Below are 18,192 nucleotides of genomic sequence, written 5' to 3' on the forward strand. Positions count from 1 at the left end.
GTATGTCCGACGACGAGTACCGCATCGAGCGGGACAGCCTCGGAGAGATGCAGGTGCCGAGAGACGCCTACTGGGGCGCACAGACCCAGCGGGCCATCGAGAACTTCCCGATCTCCGGGATCGCGTTCGGGCGACGCTTCGTCCGCGCGCTCGGGATCGTGAAGAAGGCCGCCGCGCGGGCGAACCGCGACCTCGGACTCGTCGACGACGAGGTCGCCGAGGCCATCGTCGAGGCCGCCGACGAGGTCATCGCCGGCGAGCACGACGACCAGTTCCCGGTCGACGTGTTCCAGACCGGATCGGGCACCTCCTCGAACATGAACGCCAACGAGGTGATCGCCAACCGGGCGGCCGAGATTATGGGCGAGTCGATCGGCGACCGAGCGGTCCACCCGAACGACCACGTCAACTACGGGCAGTCGTCGAACGACGTGATCCCGACGGCGATGCACGTCTCCGCTCTCGAAGCCGTCCAGAAGGACCTGACCCCCGCGCTCGAAACGCTCGCGGAATCGCTCGAAGCGAAGGAGTCGGAGTTCGACGGCGTCGTAAAGACGGGTCGAACGCACCTGCAGGACGCCACGCCGATCCGACTCGGTCAGGAGTTCGCCGGCTACCGCACGCAGGTCGAGAAGGGGATCGCCCGCGCCGAGGACGTCAGCGACCACCTCGGCGAACTCGCGCTCGGCGGCACCGCCGTCGGCACCGGGCTCAACACGCATCCGGAGTTCCCCGAGCGCGCCGCCGAGTACATGTCCGAGGAGACGGGCCTCTCGTTCCGACCGGCGGACAGCCACTTCGAGGCGCAGGCCGCCCACGACGCGATGAACGAGGCCCACGGCGCGCTCCGCACGGTCGCGGGCTCGCTGAACAAGATCGCGAACGACCTCCGGCTGCTGGCGTCGGGGCCGCGGAACGGCCTGGGCGAGATCGAACAGCCGGAAAACCAGCCCGGGAGTTCGATCATGCCCGGCAAGATCAACCCGGTCGTCGCCGAGGCGGTCAACCAGGTCCACAAGCAGGTCGTCGGCAACGACGCCGCCGTCGCCGCGGGCGCGGCGGAGGGACAGATCGATCTGAACCTCTACAAGCCCGTCCTCGCGCACAACTTCCTCCAGTCGGCCGAACTGCTCGCGAACGCCTCCGAGGTCTTCGCCGAGCGCTTCGTCGCGAAACTCGAGGCCAACGAGGAGGTCTGTCAGGAACAGGTCGAGCGGTCGATGGCGCTGGCGACGGCGCTGAACCCGACGATCGGCTACGACAAGGCCAGCGAGGTCGCGAAGGCGGCGCTGAAGGAGGGGAAGACGGTCCGAGAGGTCGTCGTCGAGAAAGGGTACCTCACCGAGGAGGAGGCCGACGAGGTTCTCGACCCCGAGTCGATGACCTACCGCGGCATCCTCGGCGAGGACTGAGCCGGCGGTCGGTGTCGCACTCGGGGCGTTAAACAGGCCTCTTCGGGGATCTCTCGGGCGGTCTCGGAACCTCGCTCGGGCAGTCTCGGGACCTCACTCGGGCGCTCTTGCCTCCGACCGCGCTCGACCCGCGAACGCGACTCGGCCGCGCGCTCGCACACTTATTGCCCCTGCGGCCGCACGTGGGCGTATGGCGGGTCCGACCCCCGACGAACTGCGTTCCGTCGTCGATCGGTTTCCGACGCCCCCCGACGCCGAGGCGTTCGGCCGCGCCGACGAACTGCTCGACGGCACGTACAGCGCGATCGCCGAATCGTGGTATCCGGAGTTGCGACGCCTCGCGACCGCGTACGCCGAGGGCGACGTCCTCCGCGAATCGGTGCTCGAACACGTCGAGGCGGTCCCCTCCTTCCGGATCTCGGAGGGGGCAACGCCGCTGACTCGGCGGCGCGAGGCGCTCGCGACCGCCGCCGAGACGCTCGATTCGGTGGCCGAGGTCTCGGCGTGGTACGACGACCTGCGGACGCTGCTCGCGGACTCGCCCGACTCGCGTTCGCTCCTCGAACGGCTCCTCCACGACTTCGGATACGCGGCCGCCCACGTCCTCTTCCTCGGTGCGTCCTCGCCGGAGCAGGTGGTGCGCCGACTCCGCTGGGCCTACCGGACCGTGGGCGTCCGGATCGATTCGGTGAGCTCTGAGGCCGGGACCGAACGAACGACGTTCACGTGTCCGTACCGGGACGTCGCGGCCGGGCGGTGCGGCAAACGGTGGGTGTGCCACGAGAAACTCGACCGCGTCGACGACGGCTACGTGACCTACCTCCGGGAACGCGGGATCGACTACCAGCGGCCGCGCGGCTGCGCCGAGTCCGAGCGGTGCCACTCGTCGGTCGCGCGGGACGGTCCGTCGCAGTGGTGGCCGAAGACGCCGCCCTCAGCGGTGGAGCGTGAACCGTGACGCCGAGCGGTTCGGATCGGGACGGACCCGCGCCGTTCGACCTGGACGCCGCCCGGCGCATCCGCCGGGAGTACGGCGCGTGGGCCCCGATATACGACTGGTTCGCGCGGGCGACGGCCTCGATCGGCGGCGTCCGCGACGGCTGCGCGGCCGCGCTCGACCTCGATCCGGGCGATACCGTCGTCGACTTCGGCTGCGGCCCCGGCGTCAACTTCCCGGTGCTGCGCGAGGCCGTCGGGGCCGACGGCCGCGTCGTCGGCGTCGACGTCACCGGACCGATGCTCGACCGGGCGCGGGGGCTCGTCGAGCGGCGCGGCTGGGAGAACGTCGCCGTCGTGCGGGGCGACGCCACGAGACCGCCGGTCCGATCGGTCGACGGCGTGCTCTCCACGTTCGTCACCTCGCTGTTCGCGGACCCCTACGCGGTCGTCAGCGGGTGGTGCGACCTCGCCGACAGCGTCGTCGTGGCCAACTTCGCGCCCAACGGGGGACGCGCGGCCAACGCCGCCCTCGGGGCGTTCGCCCGGCTGAACGCGACCCTGTTCGACGTCGAGGCGGCCGATCCGCTCGGGCAACTCGAGGCGCGGACGGCCGAGTCGCAGCGCGCGCTGGCGGACTGTCTGGACACGGTCGTCTCCCGGGACTACGTGTTCGGTACGATCCGTCTGCACGCCGGCCACCGTCGGGACCCGTGAACCGGCGACGGGGTGTCGGCGACGGGGTGTCGGCGACGGGGCGAGGACTCGGACCGATGTCCCGGAGCCGGGCTACTTCGCGGACCGATGTCCCTGAGTCGGGTCACTGCGCGGACCGATGCCGCGGAGTCGGAACACTGCGTCGAGGTCTCGCCGTGAGACACCACTCGTGGGAAAATCGATACGTTGATACTCGCTTTCGTCGAAATCCGCGTATGCAGGGTCTCCAGTACAGTCGCGACCGCGGTCGGGACCTCCTCGAGTGCCGACACTGCGGTGCGACGTTCCCCGAGGGAAGGGCGACGACCGACGGCTGGCACTACGCCTGCCCCGAGTGCGACGAGGGCAGCGGCATCGGCGACGGACTGCGACGGCTGTAGGTCTTTTTCCCTCACCGTTCGGTCGCCGCGGACTGAATCATTTTTTACGCCGGGAGTGCGCACTCACTCGTAATGACCGCGTACGACTACGACGATCTCGGCCTCGTCGCGGGCCTGGAGATCCACCAGCAACTCGACACCGCGACGAAGCTGTTCTGTCAGTGTCCGACCGACGAGCGCGATCCCGACTCGGCGACGCGCTCGTTTTCGCGCTACCTCCACCCCACGAAGAGCGAACTCGGCGAACTCGACGAGGCCGCCCTCGAGGAGAGCCGCGTCGAGCGCGAGTTCGAGTACCTCGCCTACGACTCGACCTGTCTCGTCGAGGAGGACGAAGAGCCCCCGCACCGGCTCGACGCCGAAGCGCGAGAGGTCGCGCTACAGATCGCCGAACTCCTCGATATGGAGCCGGTCGATCAGGCGCACGTGATGCGGAAGCTCGTCATCGACGGGTCGAACACCTCGGGGTTCCAGCGGACCTCTCTCGTCGCACAGGACGGTCGGATCGAGACGAGCGAGGGGCCCGTCGGCGTCGAGGACCTGCTGCTCGAAGAGGAGTCGGCCCAGCGCGTCGAGGAGCGCGAGGACGGCGTCACCTTCTCGCTGGACCGCCTCGGCGTCCCGCTCGTCGAGATCGGCACGCGACCCGACATCGACTCCCCCGAGCAGGCCCGCGAGGCCGCCGAGACGATCGGGATGCTCCTGCGCTCGACCGGGTCGGTCAAGCGCGGCCTGGGGACGATCCGTCAGGACGTCAACGTCTCCATCGCCGAGGGCGCGCGCGTCGAGATCAAGGGCGTCCAGGCGCTCGATCAGATCGACGAGATCGTCCGTCAGGAGGTCGGCCGGCAGGTCGAACTCCTGGATATCCGCGAGGAACTCCACGAGCGGGACGCCGCCGTCGGCGACGTGGTCGACGTCTCCGAGGTATTCGAGGGGACCGACTCCGGCGTGATCGGCGGCGCGCTCGCCGACGGCGGCTCGGTGACGGCCGTCCCGCTGTACGGCTTCGACGGCCTCGTCGGCCGCGAGATCCAGCCGGATCGACGGCTCGGCACCGAACTGTCGGACCACGCCAAGCGCCACGGCGCGGGCGGCATCTTCCACACCGACGAACTGCCGGCCTACGGCGTGACCGAGGCCGAGGTCGAGGCGCTGTGCGACGCCGTGAACGCCGGTGAGGGCGATGCGGTCGCCATCGTCGCCGCCGACACCGAGACCGCGGAGCTGGCGATCGAAGCGGCAGCCGAGCGCGCGGAGACCGCGCTCGACGGCGTCCCCGAGGAGACGCGCGGCGCCAACGACGACGGCACGACGCGCTACCTGCGTCCGCTGCCCGGCGCGGCCCGAATGTACCCCGAGACGGACGTCCCGCCGGTCGAACTGGCCCCCTCGGCCGTCGAGACGCCCGAACTGCTGACCGAGAAGGTCGAGCGCTACCAGGCCGAGTTCGGCCTCGACGCGGGCCTCGCAGAGCAGGTCGCCTACGGGCGCCGGATGCCGCTGTTCGAACGGGCCGTCGACGAGGGGATCGACGCGACCTTCGCGGCGGGGCTGCTCGAATCGACGCTCACGGAACTCCGACGCGACGACGTCGCCGTCGCGGAACTGACCGACGAGCACCTGCTCGGGGTGATGCGCCTCGTCGAGGACGGCGAGTTGGCGAAGGAGGGCGTCACCGACGTGCTGGAAGAACTGGCCGCCGACCCCGCCCTCACCGCCGAGGAAGCGGTCGAGGAGGCGGGACTCTCGGGCGTCTCCGAGGCCGACGTGCGCGACGCGGTCGTCGACGTCGTCGAGCGGAACGCCGAGCAGGTCGAAGACGAGGGAATGGGGGCGTTCTCGGGACTGATGGGCGAGGCGATGGGCGCGCTCCGCGGGAAGGCCGACGGCGAGGTCGTCAGCGACGTGCTCCGCGAGGAGATCCAGAAGCGTTCCTGATACCCGGTACCTCGCGAACGGGACCCAGAACCAATTCAGGGACCCGCCGTGGCGGCGGGGGGAACCGAACGGATTCGGGACGTAGGAGAGACGCGATTATGCGATTTGATATCTGGCACCGAAGGGTTTTCACCGTGCTCGGTGGCCTGCAGGTATGGCAGAGGCGACGGGCACCACCGCGGGGGGAACCGAATTCGGTGACGGAGTCCGGGGAACCGTCGGGGAGATCATCAAGTACACGCCGAGCGGCTACTCGATCCCCGACGAGTCGTGGCGTCGTCGTCACCGCAACATCGTTGTCCTGCTCCTCGCACACATCCCTCTGCTGTTCGCGCTGGGGATGTACGAGGGGACGGACTCGTTCACGGGGGCGACGATCCCGGGCCGGCCGCTCTCGCAGATCCTGCTCCGGGTGGGCGTTCTCGGCGCCCTCGCCGCGCTGGCGAGTTGGCCGCGGCTCGGCCGTCGGACGCGGACGACGCTCGCGACGGTCGGGCTCGCCACGGGGTCTGCGATCCTCGTGTACTTTTCGGGGGGGTACATCGAGGCGCACTTCCACTTCTTCGTCGTGATGGGCGTAGTCGCGATCTACGAGGACTGGCTCCCGTTCCTCGTCGGCATCGTCTACGTCGCGATCCAGCACGGCGTCTTCGGGATGTTGAACCCGGGCGAGGTGTACAACCACGCCGCCGGTGCCAACAACCCCTTCGTGTGGGCGGGGATCCACGCGGCCTTCGTCCTCGCGCTCTCGGGCGCGTTGATGGCCAACTGGTACTCGATCGAGCGCTCCCGCGAGGAGACCAGAAAGCAACTCGCCGAGACCGAGGAGGCAGAGGAGTTGAAGGCCGAGGCCGAGCGGCGACAGCGCGAGGTCGAGCGACTCAACGACCATCTCGAAACCAAGGCCAACGCCTACAGCGCGACGATGGCGCGAGCGGCCGACGGCGAACTCACCGTCCGACTCGACACGGAGAGCGAGAGCGAGGCGATGACGCAGATCGGCGAGGCCTACAACGAGATGATGGACGAGATCGAATCGGCGATCGCCGACATCCAGACGTTCGTCGGGGAGGTCTCGGACGCGAGCGAGGAGGCCAACGCGGGGGCCGACGAGGTCAAACAGGCCAGCGCGGAGGTCAGCGAGGCCATCCAGGAGATATCCGGCGGCACGGCCGACCAGCGGGAGATGTTAGAGGAGGTCTACGGCGAGATGACGGACCTCTCGGCGACCGTCCAGGAGGTCGCGGCGTCGGCCGAGACCGTCGCGGAGACCTCACACAAGACGGCCGAGGTCGCCGAGGCGGGCGAGTCGACCGCGCGGGGCGCGATCGAAGACACGCGCGACGGACAGGACGCGATCGACTCGACGGTCGAGCACGTCGAACGCCTCGACGAGCAGATGGCGGAGATCGGCGAGATCGTCGAACTCATAAGCGACATCGCAGAGCAGACGAACCTGCTGGCGCTGAACGCGAACATCGAGGCCGCTCGCGTGGGAAGCACGGGCGGCGCGGGCAGCGGCGACGGGTTCGCCGTCGTCGCCGACGAGGTCAAGCAACTGGCCGAAGAGACGCAGGAGTCGGCCAACGACATCGAGGAACTGATCGAGGAGACGCAGGCGCAGACGGCCCGAACCGTCGAGGAGGCCCGGACCGCCGAAGAGCACGTACAGGAGGGCGTCGAGGCGGTCGGAGACGTCCTCGACGCGTTCACCCAGGTCGTCGAGAACACCGACGAGACCGACAGCGGGATCCAGGAGATCAGCGAGGCGACCGACGATCAGGCGGCCAGCGCCGAACACGCCGTCTCGCGGGTCGAGGAGGTGGCCGAGATCAGCCAGCGCACCGCCGACGAGGCCGAGAGCGTCTCCGCGGCCGCAGAGGAGCAGGCGGCGTCGATCTCGCAGGTCAGCTCGAACGTCGAGTCGCTCGCTGCCCAGGCGGAGCGACTCCAGTCGCTGGTGTCGGACTTCGAGGCCGGAGAGACGTCGGAGTCGCCGGCGGGCGGTCCGGACGCGGGAGCGGGCGAGAGCGTCGCCGTCGGCGACGGCGGACGGCCGGAGTGAGCGGTCACTCGATCGGCACGCGAGTCACGGACGCCGCGCCTTCGTCGGCCAGTTCACGGAGTTTCGCGATGCGGTCCTCGATTCGCGGGTGCGTCGAAAAGACCTCCCTGAGCCGTCGCTCCTCCTCGGACTCGACCTCGCCGTGGGTCCACACCGGCGAGAGCGAGCCGAACTCCCGCGACGCCGCCCGGTCCAGTTTCCGGAGTGCGCTCGCGAGCGCCAGCGGCCGCCCGGTCACCTCGGCGGCCCGCTCGTCGGCCGCGTACTCCCGCCGTCGCGAGTACGCCCGGAACAGGAGCGTCGCGGTCATCCCGACGACAGCGACGCTCGTTTCCACGGCACGTCTGACGCGTCCCGGGAGGGTGTCCGGCCACGAGTACGGATCGCCACGGTTCCACGCGACGAAGAGCGCCGTCCCCGTGAGGAGGAACACCGCGGGCGAAAGCAGGAGTTCGAGCGCGATCACGACGAGTTGAGAGAGCGACAGCGCCACGGTCCCGACGAACCCGTCGCGCCGTTCGAGGTGCGCCAGTTCGTGTGCGAGCAGCGCCTCGAACTCCGCCCGATCGAGGAGATCGAAGAGCGACGCGTTGAGGACGACGGTCCGTCGCCCGGCGGTTTCGAGCGCGAACGCGTTCGGCGCGTCCAGGCGCGCGACCAGCAGTCGCGGCCGATCGACCGCCATCGACGCCGCGAGGTCGTCGAGCAGCGCGTAGACGCCAGGCAGTCGTGGTTCCGGCATCTCTCGCGCGTCGATCCGGTCGAGCACGCGGCGCGTTCCCACGCGGACGGACAGGTATGCGACGACGAGCGTGCCGACGAGGAGTCCGACCCCGGCCGCCACCGGATCGACGCGGACCTTCCAGAGCGCCGACAGCACGGCGAGGCTCCCGGCGGCCAACGCGCCGTAGACGAGGAGCGCGACGACGCCGGCGACGGCGGTCAGTATTCGATGCTGTCGGCGGTTCGGCGTTCCCTCGCGCGGACCGGACGGCGGAGCGGACATCTGGGTTCGGGTTGCTTCGGGGAGTCGATCGACGTTGCGTCGGTGTCGAGTGCGTCAGTCGTGACCTGGGTCCGCAGTCGGTTCGGCGGCGTCCGCGTCGCAGTCGTCGGTGTGGTCGCCGAACGTCCTGTCTCCGAGGAGGTCGTTCGCGCGCCGGAAGATCCCGGTGAGGGTGGTGATCTCCCGCTCGGTCGGATGCGCGCGACCGAGCAGCCGTCGCATCATCACGCTCGTCTTCTCGCGTTTGTGCTCGCGACCCTCGATGGCTCGGTGGAACTCCTCGAAGAACTCGTAGAAGCGGTCGATCTCGGCCTCCGAGGCCCGTTCGCGCTCGACGTCCGGCAGCTGCGTCTCCTCGACCGTCAGCGACCGGAGTTCGTAGAAGAGGATCGTCGCGGCCTGGCCGAGGTTCAACACCGGATACTCGCCGCTGGCGGGGATCGAACACACCTCGTCGAGCCGTTCGAGCTCCGAGTTGTCGAGGCCGGTCCCCTCCCGGCCGAAGACGAGCGCCGTCTCCGTCTCCACGGTTTCGAGGCTCTCGCGCACCTCGACGGGGGTCTTGAACGGGAAGCGCACGTGCTTGCGGCTGTCCTCGTTCGTGATCGCGGTGGTTCCGATCGTGTGGTAGTTCTCGACGACCTCCTCGAAGGTCACCTCCTCGGCGTTCGGGAGGACGTCCTCGCGGGCGTGCCCGGCGAAGCCGTACGCCTCGCCGTCCTCGTCGAGTTCGGGCGGATCGACGAGCTTCAGCTCCGAGAGCCCGAAGTTCTTCATCGCGCGGGCGATGGTGCCGACGTTTCCGGGGGTCTCCGGCTCGACGACGACGACGACCGGCTCTCGGCGGCGAGTCGACTCGTGGCTGTTTCCGGACATCTACTTCGTGGGGTAGTCGCGACCGAGATCCACGTCGCCGAGCGACGGCGCGTCCTCGCCCTCCTCGACGGTCGTGATCTCGCCGGTCTTGAGGTCGATCCGCTTGCGCTCGCCCTCGTAGTTCTCGTTGAGCCGGCGGTTGAGTTCGGCGGGGTCCGGCGGCGTCGGCAGCTTATCGGGGTCGGTGTCGACGTGTTCGAGCCCGCCGTAGCCCTCCGGCGCGCGGTTGCCGGCGAGGAACCACTCGTGGAACTCGTCGCGGAACGTCTCCGTGCCGGCGGCCTCCTTCCCGCCCTCCTCGCGGAACCAGTAGAGGAAGTCCGCCTCGTGCTCCGAACAGAGAAGCACCTCCTCCATCGGTTCGCCGTAGACGATCTCGGCCCCGTTGGCGCGGCGCTTCTCGGACTCGCCGTGGACGAGGTAGCAGGCGTCGCAGGGCTTCTCCTGGAGGTACGTCAGACGGATGAGTCGCTTCCGGGTGTCGTCGGGCACCGAGTCGAGCGCGCGGAACTCGCCGTCGTCGGTGAACACCTCCTCCTCGTCGAAGCGCCAGCCGCGGAGACCGATGCTGACTTTGGCCATTGGCGGACGATAGCGGGTCTGCGGATAAAAGGGACGCGTCTCGACCGGAGACGTCGATGCGGTCGCTGACGGCTGACGACCGGGCGACCGGAACGTGCGGCTTTTCCTTCCCCCGCGAGAACGGAGGGGTATGGACCCGAAGCGGGAGCTCACGAGCGTCGACCTGGCCGCCCTCGTCACCGAACTGAACCGGTACGAGGGGGCGAAGGTCGACAAGGCCTACCTCTACGGCGACGACCTGCTCCGCTTCCGGATGCGCGATTTCGACCGCGGCCGGGTGGAACTGATCCTGGAGGTCGGCGACACGAAGCGGGCGCACGTCGCCGACCCCGAACACGTGCCCGACGCGCCCGGGCGGCCGCCGAACTTCGCGATGATGCTGCGGAACCGGCTCTCCGGCGCGGACTTCGCGGGCGTCGAACAGTTCGAGTTCGATCGCATCCTCGTCTTCGAGTTCGAGCGCGACGACGAGAACACCCGGATCGTCGTCGAACTGTTCGGCCAGGGCAACGTGGCCGTCCTCGACGAGACCGGCGAGGTCGTCCAGAGCCTCGAGACCGTCCGACTGAAGTCCAGAACGGTCGCCCCCGGCTCTCAGTACGAGTTCCCCTCCTCGCGGCTGGACCCGCTGACGGTCGGCTACGAGGCGTTCGTCCGGAACATGGACGACTCCGACACCGACGTGGTGCGGACGCTCGCGACGCAGTTGAACCTCGGCGGCCTCTACGCCGAGGAGGTCTGCACCCGCGCGGGCGTCGAGAAGACGACGGCCATCGCCGAGGCCGGCGAGACGGAGTACCGCGCGCTCCACGACGCGCTCGACGACCTCCGGACCAGGCTCCGGTCCGGCGAGTTCGACCCCCGAATCTACACCGACGACGACGGCGCGGTCGTCGACGCGACGCCGTTCCCGCTGAAGGAACACGAGCGCGAGGGCCTCGACAGCGAGGCCTACGACTCCTTCAACGACGCCCTCGACGCGTACTTCTACCGACTGGAGGTCGAAGAGGAATCGGAGGCGGAGGAGCCGACCAGCACCCGCCCGGACTTCGAGGCCGAGATCGAGAAGAAAAAGCGCATCATCGACCAGCAGGAGGGCGCCATCGAGGGGTTCGAAGAGCAGGCCGAGACCGAGCGCCGCCGCGCCGAACTGCTGTATGCGAACTACGACCTCGTCGACGAGGTGCTCTCGACCGTCCGGGAGGCGCGCGAGGAGGGCGTCCCCTGGGACGAGATCCGCGAGACGCTCGACGCGGGGGCAGAGCAGGGAATCCCCGCTGCGGAGGCCGTCGTCGACGTCGACGGCTCGGAGGGGACGGTCACGATCGAACTCGACGACACGGAGGTCGAAGTCGACGTCGACGACGGCGTCGAGAAGAATGCCGACCGCCTCTACACCGAGGCAAAGCGGGTCGAGGAGAAGAAGGAGGGCGCGCTCGCGGCGATCGAGAACACCCGCGAGGAACTCGAAGCCGTGAAGAAACGCCGTGACGAGTGGGAGGCCGAAGACGAAGACGACGAGGGCGAGACGGAGGGAGAAGGCGAAGCGGACGACGAGTTCGCGGACCGCGACTGGCTCTCGATGGAGTCCATCCCGATCCGGAGCTCCGAGGAGTGGTACGAGCGGTTCCGCTGGTTCCACACCTCCGACGGCTTCCTCGTCATCGGCGGCCGAAACGCCGACCAGAACGAGGAGATCGTCACGAAGTACCTGAACAAACACGACCTGTTCTTCCACACGCAGGCCCACGGCGGCCCGGTGACGATCGTGAAGGCGACGGGGCCCTCGGAGCCGTCCGAGGAGGTCGAGTTCCCCGAGTCGACGAAGGAGGAGGCCGCCCAGTTCGCCGTCTCGTACTCCTCGACCTGGAAGGAGGGCCGGTACGCCGGCGAGGCGTACATGGTCACGCCCGATCAGGTGTCGAAGACGCCCGAGTCCGGCGAGTACATCGAGAAGGGATCGTTCGTCATCCGGGGCGACAGAACCTACTTCAGAGACGTCGCCGCCGAGGTCGCAGTCGGCGTCCAATGCGAGGGCCAGACGCGGGTGCTCGGCGGGCCGCCGTCGGCGATCGAAGAGCGCGTGGCCACGTCGATTCGGGTGCAACCGGGTCGGTACGCCCAGAACGACGCCGCGAAGATGCTCTACCGGGAGTTCAAAGAGCGCTTCGCCGACCAGTCGTTCCTCCGGAAGGTCGCGAGTCCGGACAAGATCCAGGAGTTCCTGCCGCCCGGCGGGAGCGAGATCGTCGAGGACTGATACTGATCACTCGCACCTTTCACCGCCGGACGCCACCCCCGTTGGCGACGCTCGGCGAGACGAGAGTAATCAGTATGGGTGGTCGACGCTAATACCACACCACTGTCACGTTACGACCGGATTAGGGGAGGATAAGCCGTCTATGTTTATCTCCTGTGACAGCGTACTGATCGGTCTGAGCGAACGCTGCCGTCACGGCGTCTCGTGACGCCAGCGGCATCGCTCGGTGATCACGATGATACAACAGTCACTGCAGTACCTCCGGAACGACGAAGAGCAATGGGTAAAGACCGTCCTCATCGGTGGCATCCTCACGCTGTTGAGCGTCCTCGTCGTCCCCTCGTTCCTCGTCCTCGGGTACCTCGTTCGGGTCGTCCGCGGGACGATGCACGAGAGCGAACAGCCGCCGGTCTTCGACGAGTGGGGCGACCTGTTCGTCGACGGGATCAAGGCCTTCGTCGTGGCGTTCGTCTACGGCCTCGTCCCGGGCGTCATCGCGACCGTCGTGATCGGGGGGAGCGTCCTCTCGTTCGTCGTCGGCGGCGGCTCCGAGTCCGCCAGCCTCGTCGGGCTCGGAATGGCCGGCCTCCTCGTCGGCGGCCTGCTCGCGTTCGTCCTGAGCCTGCTGGCGGCGTACGTCATTCCGGCCGCCGTGGCGGCCTTCGCCGAGACCGACCGCCTCGGCGCGGCGTTCTCGATCGGCGACCTCCGGCCCGTCCTCACGTCGGGCACGTACGCGACCGCCTGGGTCTACGGCATCGCGATCGTCCTCGCGGCCAGCCTGATCGCCGGCGCGCTGAACGCCGTCCCGGTCATCGGAACGGTCATCGGGGGATTCATCGCCTTCTACGCCGCCGTCGCGGCCTACTACCTCATCGGTCACGCGTGGGGCGAACTCCGCGACGTCGAACTCAACGAGCAAGACGACGCGATGGGCGAGTCGCCGGCGGTGTGATACCCTCGGCTGTGTCCTGATCCGCCGGCGCCGACACCGCGATTCGGCGTGCCGGACCCCGGCGGTCGCGAGATCGGCCGCCCACCCCCGCTCGACGTCGTCGAGGTCGGTCGATTTGACGTCGGATAGGCGCAAGAATTACTTGTTTGCGTCGTGAGATCCGAGCCGATGCTGTCAGATGCCCTGTCCTACCCGCTGAACGGTGATAGTCCCCTCCGAACGATCCTCGTCGGCGGCCTCCTGAGTCTGCTCACGGTGTTCGTGATCCCCGTGTTCTTCCTCCAGGGGTACTACGTCCGCATCCTCCGCGGCGCGTCGAGCGGCGACTCCGAGCCGCCGACGTTCTCCGACTGGGGCGACCTGCTCGTCGACGGGTTGAAACTGTTCGCCGTGAACCTGCTCGTCTCGCTCGTCGTCCTCGTGGTGATGTTCGTCGTCGCCGCCATCTTCGGGGCGGGATCGCTCCTCTCGGGTGCCGGTCCCGCGGCCGACCCCGGAGCGGGGGTCGGCGGGATCTTCGCCGTCTTCGGCGTGCTCGGGTTCCTCCTGTTCGTCGCCGTCGTATTGGCCGTTGGTTTCGTCGCCCCCGGGATGTTCGCGAACTTCGCCCGCGAGGACTCCATCGCCGCGGCGTTCGACGTCTCGACGATCATCGACGGCGTGACGACGAGCGAGTACCTCGTCGCGTGGGTGCTCGCCGTCGTCGTCGGTCTCGTCCTCGGCTCGATCGCTAGCCTCCTCAGCGTCGTCGTCGTCGGCATCTTCGGCCTGTTCTACGTGCAGGTGGTGACGTACTACCTGTTCGGCCGCGGGTTCGCCGCCGGCCTCGACGAGAAGCGCGGCGGCGCGGCGACGACGTACTAGTCGTGTGAGGTGCGAGCGGTTCACCGCCGACTCACGGCCTTCGGCCGTTCGTCGGCGTGTTTTTCCCTCCGCCGTGAGACGCGAAGCGTCTCACGAGCCTTGCTTCGCTTCGCTCAGCAAGACAGGTTTTTGCACGGTGGGTTCCCGCAGCGAACGCAGTGAGCGAGGAACCCCACCGCGTCAAAAAGGTGGATGTTTAGGCCCCGGACCTCGGAGGATCGGGTATGCGAATTTCGAGTCGCGGCCACGGCGAGGAGGGTCGCGAGCGGATGACACTCGTCCCCGAGAACGTCGACGACCTGTGGCACCTCTCGCACGTCCTCGAATCGGGCGACCTCGTCTCCGGTGACACCACGCGGCGGATCCAGCGAGACGACGAACAGCTCAGAGACACCGGCGGCCAGCGCGAACACCTCTTCGTCACGATCGAGGTCGACGACGTCGAGTTCGCGCGGTTCGCGAACCGCCTGCGCGTCGGCGGCGAAATCGTCGACTGCTCGCGGGAGGACCAACTCGGCCACCACCACACGATCAACGTCGAGGAACACGACGAGGTGACGATCGAGAAGCACTTCAAGCCAGATCAGGTCGAGCGGATCGAAGAGGCCGAGGAGGCCGCCGAGAACGCCGACGTCGCGGTCGCGACCGTCGAGGAGGGCGAAGCGCACATCCACACCGTCGCGCAGTACGGAACCGAAGAGCGCTTCTCGTTCACCGCGCCGACCGGGAAGGGCGAGTACGCCCGCCCGCGTTCGGAACTCTTCGCCGAGTTGGGCGAGGCGCTCTCCCGGATGGACGTCGACGCGATCATCCTCGCGGGGCCGGGGTTCACGAAGCAGGACGCCCGCGACTACATCGAGGAGAACCACCCCGAGGTCGCGGACCTGCTCACCGTCGTCGACACGGCGGCGGTCGGCGACCGCGGGGTCCACGAGGTGCTGAAGCGCGGCGCGGTCGACGAGGTACAGACGCAGACGCGAATCTCGAAGGAGGCGTCGCTCCTCGACGACCTGATGGAGGGCATCGCGACGGGCGAGAAGGTGGCTTACGGCATCGACGAGGTCGCCGAGGCCGCGGAGTTCGGCGCCGTCGAGACGCTTCTCGTCCTCGACGACCGCCTGCGACGGGAGCGGCAGGGCGACGGCGACTGGGATGTCGACGTCAACGAGGTCATCCAGACGGTCGAACGGAAGGGCGGCGAGGTCACCGTCTTCTCCGGGGAGTTCGACCCCGGCCGGCAGTTGCGGAACCTCGGCGGGATCGCGGCGCTGCTGCGGTACCGACTGCAGTAGCGTCGGGTCGCCTGTCGGCCCCCCGCCCGTCAGAGTTGGAAGACGACCTCGACCGTCAGAGTCGGAAGACGACGGACTCGTAGGGGCGGAACGTTCTGCCCACGGGAGTCGCCTCCGAGTCGTAGTTCGAGAGGAGCGTCGTCGCGTTCGCGGATCGGAGAGCCGCCTCGTCCGGATCGAACGCGGCCGACTCGTCCGACCAGTTGAGCACGATCAGCAGCCGCTCGTCGTCGAGGGTCCGGGTGTACGCGTATATCTGTTCGTCGTCGGGGAGAAGCAGGTCGTACTCGCCGTAGACGAGCGCGTCCTCGCGGTGCCGGAGGTCGATTAGCCGCCGGTAGTGGTGCCAGATCGAATCCTCGTCGGCGCGTGCGGCTTCCACGTTGATTGTTGGATAGTTCCCGTTGACGTCGAACCACGGCGTCCCGGTCGTAAAGCCCGCGTGCTCGTCGTCGGACCACTGCATCGGGGTCCGCGCGTGGTCTCGGCTCACGTAGTTGACGAACTCCCGCAGGTCCGCGAAGGAGTCGGCGCGGCCGTCGTCGACGGCGTCCTCGACGGCACCGACCGTCATCGGATCGTCGAGAGCCGTCAGACTGTCGAACTCGGTATTCGTCATCCCGATCTCCTCGCCCTGGTAGACGAACGGCGTCCCGCGGGTCGTAAGCAGGAAGGTCGCGAGCAGTTTCGCGCTCTCGACGCGGTAGGCGTCGTCGTCGCCGAACCGCGAGACGATCCGGGGCTGGTCGTGGTTGCCGAGGTACTGGGCGGTCCAGTCGTCGCCGAGTTCCGTCTGCCAGCGGCTCATAATCTCCTTGAACTCGACGAGGCTCCACTCGCCCCACTCGCTCGGGTCGAACCGCCCGCGCGGACTGACGTCGACGTCCATGTGCTCGAAGTGGAGTAACATATTCAGCCCGTCGCCGTCCTCGCCGAGGTACTCGCCGGCGCGGTCGACGGTCGTGTCGGCCATCTCCGCGACGGTCATCACGTCGTAGTTCGCGAAGGTCCGATCGTACAGTTCCCGGAGGTATTCGTGGATTCTCGGCCCGTGGCTGAACACCTCGATGCCGGTGGGTTCGCGGTCGGCCTCCCCGTCCGGGAGCCCTTCGGGCTTCGAGATGTAGTTGATCGCGTCGACCCGGAACCCGTCGATGCCCTTCTCCAGCCACCACTCCACGAGGGCTGCGACGTCCTCACGCACGTCGGGATTGCGCCAGTTGAGATCCGGCTGCTTCTCGTCGAAGAGGTGGAGGTACCACTGCTCCCGTTCGTCGTCGTAGGTCCAGGCGGATCCGCCCATGAACGACCCCCAGTTGTTCGGCGGGACCGGATCGCCGCGCTCGTCGGTCCCGCCGTCGCGCCAGTAGTAGTAGTCCTCGTAGCCGGGCTCGCGCCGGCGGGACTTCTCGAACCACTCGTGTTCGTCGGAGGTGTGGTTGACCACCAGATCCATCAGCAGCCGGATGTCGCGGTCGTGTAACTCCGTCAAGAGCCGCTCCCAGTCCTCGATCGTGCCGAACTCCTCGGCGATCGATCGGTAGTCGCTGACGTCGTAGCCGTTGTCCGCCTGCGGCGACTCGTAGACGGGAGACAGCCAGACGACGTCGACGCCGAGGGCGTCGAGGTACTCGACCCTCTCTGTGATCCCCGGGATGTCGCCGACGCCGTCGCCGTCGCTGTCGTTGAAACTCCGCGGGTACACCTGGTAGACGACCGCCTCCTTCCACCACTCCCGGTCAGTCGGGTCGGCCTCTCGTGAGCTGTCGGGGGTCATAACGAACACGTCCCGAGACGCCGCGTCGCCTAATCTGTCTTCGGATGGCCCTCGGTGCGTCCCGACCCCGCGACGCCCGCCCGCGGTCCGCGCTCACTCGCCGGTGAGCGCCTCGCTGCCGGGCGCGAAGTCGATCGTCTGCCCGAGTCCGGCCTCCTCGGCCTTCTCGTAGAGCAGGTACGCGCCGGCGACCGTCTCGATGCCGGTCCCGCCGCTGTCGAAGACGGTGATCTCGTCGTCGGACTCCCGGCCGGGGGCGTTGCCCGCGACCACGTCGCCCAGTTCGGCGTGAACGTGGTCCTCGTCGACGACGCCGCCCTCCAGCGCGGCGATGAACGAGCCGGCGTCCCGGGTGACCCGCGCTTCGAGGTCCGGAACGTACGTCGCCTTCTCGATCGTCTTCGCGTCCAGTTCCCGCTTGTCCGGATCGTACTGCCCCATCGCGGTGACGTGCGTCCCCGGTTCGAGGTCGTCGCCGTCGAAGACGGGGTCGCTCGCGTTCGTCGCGGTCACCACCACGTCCGCCCCCTCGACGGCCGCGGCGGCGGAGGCGACGGCGGCGACGCTCGCGTCGAGGCGGCGGTCCATCTCCCCGGCGAACGACTCGCGGTGTTCCTTCGTGGGCGAGAACACCCAGACGGTCTCGAGGTCCCGGACCGTCGCCAACGCGCGCAGTTGCCCGCGGGCCTGCGGACCGCTGCCGATGATCGCCGCCGAGGAGGCGTCCGCGCGAGCGAGTTCGTCGGCCGCGACGGCGCCGGTCGCGCCCGTCTTGAACGGGTTCATACTCGCGCCGTCGACCATCGCGATCGGTTCGCCCGATTCGGCGTCGAAGAGCGGCGTGGCGAACCACGCGTCCTCCGCGCCGAACCCCGCGCTGTACATGTAACCGCCCATCGCGCCGGTGTCCGGGAGTACGGCGGCGTACGTCGTGAGAAAGCCCGGCGGCTCGGCGTTCGTGAGCTTCGTCCGGGGTTCGGCCGGCGCACCCTCACCGCGCTGTCGGTACCCATCGCGAACCGCGTCGACGAACTCGGCGGGCGTCGCGAGCCCGTCGACGTCCGCGCTCGTCAGGAACAGCGTCTCGGTCATACGCGTGCGTTCGACGGCCGCTGGTAAGAACGTGCGG

At 68.5% G+C, this 18,192-nt stretch carries 15 protein-coding genes; 10 read left to right on the top strand and 5 right to left on the bottom strand.

From position 1 onward, the window contains the following. The first annotated feature begins 2 nt into the window (after positions 1–2). The 6 genes from DV707_RS08020 (at position 3) to DV707_RS08040 (ending at position 7,451) form a co-directional block, all read left to right on the top strand. Positions 3–1,412 carry a class II fumarate hydratase gene (locus DV707_RS08020; RefSeq protein WP_103992054.1) on the top strand — a complete coding sequence of 470 codons (1,410 nt, stop codon included), beginning with the start codon at positions 3–5 and terminating at the stop codon, positions 1,410–1,412. A 190-nt stretch (positions 1,413–1,602) separates the two neighbouring features. Further along, positions 1,603–2,370 carry a hypothetical protein gene (locus DV707_RS08025; protein WP_103992055.1) on the top strand — a complete coding sequence of 256 codons (768 nt, stop codon included), beginning with the start codon at positions 1,603–1,605 and terminating at the stop codon, positions 2,368–2,370. Next, positions 2,367–3,065: a class I SAM-dependent methyltransferase gene (locus tag DV707_RS08030; protein WP_103992056.1), complete on the top strand. Its 699-nt coding sequence runs from the start codon at positions 2,367–2,369 to the stop codon at positions 3,063–3,065. The genes DV707_RS08025 and DV707_RS08030 overlap by 4 nt, the downstream gene beginning before the upstream one ends. Positions 3,066–3,280: 215 nt before the next feature. Further along, positions 3,281–3,445, top strand: a complete 165-nt coding sequence (locus DV707_RS18595; protein ID WP_170216820.1) for an HVO_2901 family zinc finger protein — start codon at positions 3,281–3,283, stop codon at positions 3,443–3,445. A gap of 72 nt (positions 3,446–3,517) precedes the next feature. Continuing rightward, positions 3,518–5,386, top strand: a complete 1,869-nt coding sequence (gene gatE, locus DV707_RS08035; RefSeq protein ID WP_103992057.1) for a Glu-tRNA(Gln) amidotransferase subunit GatE — start codon at positions 3,518–3,520, stop codon at positions 5,384–5,386. A gap of 154 nt (positions 5,387–5,540) precedes the next feature. Beyond that, positions 5,541–7,451: a methyl-accepting chemotaxis protein gene (locus tag DV707_RS08040; RefSeq protein ID WP_103992058.1), complete on the top strand. Its 1,911-nt coding sequence runs from the start codon at positions 5,541–5,543 to the stop codon at positions 7,449–7,451. A gap of 4 nt (positions 7,452–7,455) precedes the next feature. On the opposite strand, the gene DV707_RS08045 is transcribed toward DV707_RS08040, so the two are convergent. The 3 genes from DV707_RS08045 to DV707_RS08055 are packed head-to-tail and all read right to left on the bottom strand — an operon-like array spanning position 7,456 to position 9,915. Next, the gene (locus DV707_RS08045; protein ID WP_103992059.1) at positions 7,456–8,457 is read right to left on the bottom strand and encodes a M48 family metallopeptidase; all 1,002 of its coding nucleotides are present in this window, start codon (positions 8,455–8,457) and stop codon (positions 7,456–7,458) included. Between the two features lie 54 nt (positions 8,458–8,511). Next, positions 8,512–9,333, bottom strand: a complete 822-nt coding sequence (locus tag DV707_RS08050) for an RNA methyltransferase (RefSeq protein WP_103992060.1) — start codon at positions 9,331–9,333, stop codon at positions 8,512–8,514. Continuing rightward, the gene (locus tag DV707_RS08055; protein WP_103992061.1) at positions 9,334–9,915 is read right to left on the bottom strand and encodes a hypothetical protein; all 582 of its coding nucleotides are present in this window, start codon (positions 9,913–9,915) and stop codon (positions 9,334–9,336) included. Between the two features lie 130 nt (positions 9,916–10,045). Between DV707_RS08055 and rqcH the strand changes: the two genes are divergently transcribed. The 4 genes from rqcH (at position 10,046) to DV707_RS08075 (ending at position 15,286) form a co-directional block, all read left to right on the top strand. After that, complete coding sequence (rqcH, locus tag DV707_RS08060) at positions 10,046–12,175, top strand: ribosome rescue protein RqcH (RefSeq protein WP_103992062.1); 2,130 nt, start codon at positions 10,046–10,048, stop codon at positions 12,173–12,175. Positions 12,176–12,410: 235 nt separating this feature from the next. After that, the gene (locus DV707_RS08065) at positions 12,411–13,130 is read left to right on the top strand and encodes a DUF4013 domain-containing protein (RefSeq protein ID WP_103992293.1); all 720 of its coding nucleotides are present in this window, start codon (positions 12,411–12,413) and stop codon (positions 13,128–13,130) included. Between the two features lie 168 nt (positions 13,131–13,298). Then, positions 13,299–13,994 carry a DUF4013 domain-containing protein gene (locus DV707_RS08070; protein WP_103992063.1) on the top strand — a complete coding sequence of 232 codons (696 nt, stop codon included), beginning with the start codon at positions 13,299–13,301 and terminating at the stop codon, positions 13,992–13,994. Between the two features lie 224 nt (positions 13,995–14,218). Then, positions 14,219–15,286, top strand: coding sequence for an mRNA surveillance protein pelota (locus DV707_RS08075; protein WP_103992064.1), 1,068 nt, complete (start codon positions 14,219–14,221; stop codon positions 15,284–15,286). A 55-nt stretch (positions 15,287–15,341) separates the two neighbouring features. Here the strand turns inward: DV707_RS08075 and DV707_RS08080 are convergent, their stop codons facing one another. Further along, entirely contained in the window at positions 15,342–17,063 is a 1,722-nt protein-coding gene (locus DV707_RS08080; RefSeq protein WP_103992065.1) for a glycoside hydrolase family 13 protein, read from the bottom strand. 93 nt (positions 17,064–17,156) lie between these two features. After that, positions 17,157–18,155, bottom strand: coding sequence for an ornithine cyclodeaminase family protein (locus tag DV707_RS08085; protein ID WP_103992066.1), 999 nt, complete (start codon positions 18,153–18,155; stop codon positions 17,157–17,159). Between the last annotated feature and the right edge of the window lie 37 nt (positions 18,156–18,192).

Origin of the sequence: Halobellus limi, assembly GCF_004799685.1 — an archaeon.
In the GTDB taxonomy this organism is placed as follows: domain Archaea; phylum Halobacteriota; class Halobacteria; order Halobacteriales; family Haloferacaceae; genus Haloquadratum; species Haloquadratum limi.

What these genes read in the sequence shown, in the direction of transcription:
- DV707_RS18595 (WP_170216820.1), top strand. Translation starts at nt 3,281, where the DNA reads ATGCAGGGTCTCCAGTACAGTCGCGACCGCGGTCGGGACCTCCTCGAG.
- DV707_RS08085 (WP_103992066.1), bottom strand. Translation starts at nt 18,155, where the DNA reads ATGACCGAGACGCTGTTCCTGACGAGCGCGGACGTCGACGGGCTCGCG.
- DV707_RS08055 (WP_103992061.1), bottom strand. Translation starts at nt 9,915, where the DNA reads ATGGCCAAAGTCAGCATCGGTCTCCGCGGCTGGCGCTTCGACGAGGAG.
- DV707_RS08080 (WP_103992065.1), bottom strand. Translation starts at nt 17,063, where the DNA reads ATGACCCCCGACAGCTCACGAGAGGCCGACCCGACTGACCGGGAGTGG.
- DV707_RS08065 (WP_103992293.1), top strand. Translation starts at nt 12,411, where the DNA reads ATGATACAACAGTCACTGCAGTACCTCCGGAACGACGAAGAGCAATGG.
- DV707_RS08025 (WP_103992055.1), top strand. Translation starts at nt 1,603, where the DNA reads ATGGCGGGTCCGACCCCCGACGAACTGCGTTCCGTCGTCGATCGGTTT.
- rqcH (WP_103992062.1), top strand. Translation starts at nt 10,046, where the DNA reads ATGGACCCGAAGCGGGAGCTCACGAGCGTCGACCTGGCCGCCCTCGTC.
- DV707_RS08070 (WP_103992063.1), top strand. Translation starts at nt 13,299, where the DNA reads ATGCTGTCAGATGCCCTGTCCTACCCGCTGAACGGTGATAGTCCCCTC.
- gatE (WP_103992057.1), top strand. Translation starts at nt 3,518, where the DNA reads ATGACCGCGTACGACTACGACGATCTCGGCCTCGTCGCGGGCCTGGAG.
- DV707_RS08075 (WP_103992064.1), top strand. Translation starts at nt 14,219, where the DNA reads ATGCGAATTTCGAGTCGCGGCCACGGCGAGGAGGGTCGCGAGCGGATG.
- DV707_RS08020 (WP_103992054.1), top strand. Translation starts at nt 3, where the DNA reads ATGTCCGACGACGAGTACCGCATCGAGCGGGACAGCCTCGGAGAGATG.
- DV707_RS08050 (WP_103992060.1), bottom strand. Translation starts at nt 9,333, where the DNA reads ATGTCCGGAAACAGCCACGAGTCGACTCGCCGCCGAGAGCCGGTCGTC.
- DV707_RS08040 (WP_103992058.1), top strand. Translation starts at nt 5,541, where the DNA reads ATGGCAGAGGCGACGGGCACCACCGCGGGGGGAACCGAATTCGGTGAC.
- DV707_RS08045 (WP_103992059.1), bottom strand. Translation starts at nt 8,457, where the DNA reads ATGTCCGCTCCGCCGTCCGGTCCGCGCGAGGGAACGCCGAACCGCCGA.